Origin of the sequence: Paracoccus sp. FO-3, assembly GCF_006386455.1 — a bacterium.
Taxonomy (GTDB): domain Bacteria; phylum Pseudomonadota; class Alphaproteobacteria; order Rhodobacterales; family Rhodobacteraceae; genus Paracoccus; species Paracoccus versutus.
This window is the reverse complement of sequence record NZ_VCBQ01000210.1, coordinates 1-3,151: the sequence shown is the minus strand read 5'-3', so window position 1 is coordinate 3,151 and position 3,151 is coordinate 1. Positions and strand designations below refer to the sequence as shown.

General features: G+C 51.4%; 3 protein-coding genes. All 3 read right to left on the bottom strand.

The features are described from left to right. Window positions 1–56 precede the first annotated feature (56 nt). Complete coding sequence (locus FE811_RS26265; RefSeq protein ID WP_140849439.1) at window positions 57–698, bottom strand: sulfotransferase family 2 domain-containing protein; 642 nt, start codon at window positions 696–698, stop codon at window positions 57–59. An 81-nt stretch (window positions 699–779) separates the two neighbouring features. Beyond that, window positions 780–1,523, bottom strand: coding sequence for a sulfotransferase (locus FE811_RS26260; protein WP_181180985.1), 744 nt, complete (start codon window positions 1,521–1,523; stop codon window positions 780–782). Next, a partial coding sequence (locus tag FE811_RS26255) for a glycosyltransferase family 4 protein (RefSeq protein ID WP_140849435.1) occupies window positions 1,501–3,151 on the bottom strand: 1,651 nt, incomplete at its 5' end. The genes FE811_RS26260 and FE811_RS26255, both read right to left, overlap by 23 nt.

Below are 3,151 nucleotides of genomic sequence, written 5' to 3'. Positions count from 1 at the left end.
CTTGCCGTTATGCTGGATGAAGGGCATTCCTCCCCCGCAAGAGCAACTCTATACTTTTAAAGAAAATCATAGGATTGATAATCCTCGTCGTAGAATTTCTTTATCTTTTCAATGGCATTAGACGAGAGGCTATCAACACTTATCTTGGGGCCGCCCGCTTGTTTATGAGGCAATTCCAGATCGATGCCTGATCGCGCGGAAAGATCTAACACTAGATCATCCAGATCACTCATTTGATATATCTTGGAATAATAATCTCTGTCGCCCCCAAGATAAAATACATGCGGGTCGGTATGCGCCCGTATAGATCTCGAGTGCTCCCTATAAATTTCCAGCTTTTCCACAAAAACTTCAAGGTCAGGATCTGGCTCTGCACCAGCTGAGATCGCTTTTGGAGACAGATGCTCTTTTCCAAGTTCTTTATGAAAGCAAACCCGATTGCTATAGCTAGATAGAAATCTTTTGATTGGATCTCGCACTACACACACTCTATGATGGCGCCGAATCCTATCGTGTGGATTATTTTGAAAAGGAACGGAGGGATAATAGTTATGTATGTGGAAGTGTGCTCCGTTCCTAATAGAAGGATGAAATTCTCTTTTATTCTCAATGGTGTAAAATACGTGCTTTATTGACGTGCAAGCTACCTTTGGCACGGGAAAGTAAGATACGTTTATCTTATCAACAGTGATTGCCATTCTTGCCTCTCTGCGTTTTTAGTTGACGCACTCATGCTTCATGCCTGCCTTAAGGCATTTACTCCATGCACCAGAATGCCATCATCTGCAGTGGGTTAACTTCTTCCCAAGTATCGCCGATACCTTTTCCCAATCAGGCTTCTCCTCAAGAAAATCAAAAATTTCAGAAACGTAAGAAGCACCCTCTGCATATCTCTCATATTCTATGGTGTAGCATATACCCGGGTTCCGCTTGCTAAACTCGCCATACATGCTATTTGCACCCTTTACCATCGCAATTACGTCGCTTTTTTCCCGATTCTTCCACCATCCAGATTTGGAGACCGATTCATGGTCCCGCGTCTGAAAGATAAATCTGGCCTTAGGAAAATATTTTTTGACGATTCCAAGATATGCCTGAAAAAATTTCTTATCTTCGTGGAATCTAATTTCCTTGAATCCAGAAACCCTGACACCTTCTGGATTCTTCAATATATCCCTTACAAATAAATCCATCATTGCACGTGAAAAATGATCAGCATCGACATTCTCCGCGCCATACCAAGGATCCTTGGGAGTTCCCAGAGTATCTCTCAGGGAAATATGTCGGTTCTCTTGGGGTTTTATCTTTTGCTCTTGACGCCAAGTGTAATTATCCCAACTCGACACGACATTGGCAGCTTGCGCAAAGTGATACAAAAGATTCCCATTCTCACCCCGGATGCAATAGCCGGGGATGGAGTTCAACAGGCTCTGCGTGAGGGTCGAACCAGAACGGCCATAAGTCACCACAAAAACATAACCGTCTTTGGGTGCATGCAGGTCAAGATACAAGTTGGCGTCCATCTTTAGTCCCTTCTTGTTCTTTTTTCTTCTCCGCAGCCTGCATGATTTCCAGCCGTTGGAGCAAGGGTATAACGGCGCTGTTCCAGCTACGGCGTTGGACATCCGCACGCGCACGCGCCGAAAGCCGCAGCACCAGCTCGGGATCCTTGGCCAAGCACTTCAGCGCGGACATCGCCTCGGCGATGGTTTCGTTCTGCGACAGGACGATGCCGTTCTCCCATTGCCGCACCACTTCGGTCACCGCCCCGGTGTCGGTCGCGATCGGGATGACCCCCGAACGCATCGCCTCCAGGATCGTCAGCGGCAGCCCCTCGTAATAGGACGGCAGGATGAAGATGTCAGCCCATTCGAAGGCCTCCGCAAGCCCCTCCGGCGTAGTCAGCGGCGGCTCCAGCATATTGGCGATGTCTAGCGGGATCTCGACGGACATGTCTGCCATGACGGACTTGCCGATCAACCGCCATTCTATCGGCAGTCGCATGACTTTCGCCATCTCCACAATGGAAACCAGACGCTCCACCCCTTTTTGATGATCAAGCCGACCAAGGTATATGGCACGGAGCGGTGCATGGGCTGCCCTATTCACGCGCCGAGCCACAATCCGCTCTTCCGCGCCTTCCGGGAGGTCAAAGCTGGGAGCATTTGGAAGCGGTATGATCTTGTCCGCTGGCATCCCCATGGCATGACACCAGTCGGCAAGTTGGTGGGAGCATGGAAGAATCAGATCATAAGCGTGCTCAAAGGCCAATCCCAGATAGGTACTTCCATTATGGCGCCGGAACGGGCTAAGATCGCTCAGATGAAGTGAAACGGCTGTTTTCACACCCAAACGCTTCAACGGGCCCATTACGCCGGAGATTGCGCCCCCGTGGAAGTTGATCAGCACGTCCAGCCAAGCGAACATTGCCGTTGCGTCGCCTTGGTTTCCGAAACGAGACCAGTCTGGCACACCAGTTCCGATATAGGACGACGAGGCGGGTTCCCAGATCTTGAAATCGGGATCCGCCAAGAAGGTCACGCTTTCAAAAGTTTCACGCCATTCTTGGCTGAAATTGCAGCTACTGGAATCAAGGACGAACAGGTGGGGAATCCATCCTTCCGCCTTCATCGCCTTGGCGACATTCAACGCTACGCGTTCAACGCCGCCGAACTCAACCAACGGCAAGGCAAAGCCTACATGACGACCATCAGTCGCCACACGCGGATAAGCCGCTGTTGATCTGGTCGGTGCGCGGGGGATCTCATGAGTCCTGGAGCGCCACGAAATTCCCGGAACGCGCCAGTCCCATTGCTGCGACAGCGCATCCCGGAAGGGCGAAGCCTGGTAACGTGCGGCCAGCGCCACCAGATCATGTGCGGCTGCGGTGTAAAAATCATCCCGCTCGTCAAGCAAGGCGTCCGGCAGTTGTAAGCGCAGCACCGTACTTGGAACATTGCATGGACGCGCAGCCAAGCCAGCGACCCAAGCAATCGAGCTATCACGAACGACTTCGTTGAACAGGCCGGGGCGGACCATCACCATTGCAGCATGAAGTTCCGTCGACCCCTGCGCTTCTTGTTCGCACCAGCCAATGCGGTCGGCTTCACGCGGCTCGATCTCCAGCGCGGCGAAGCAATGCTGGGTCAGG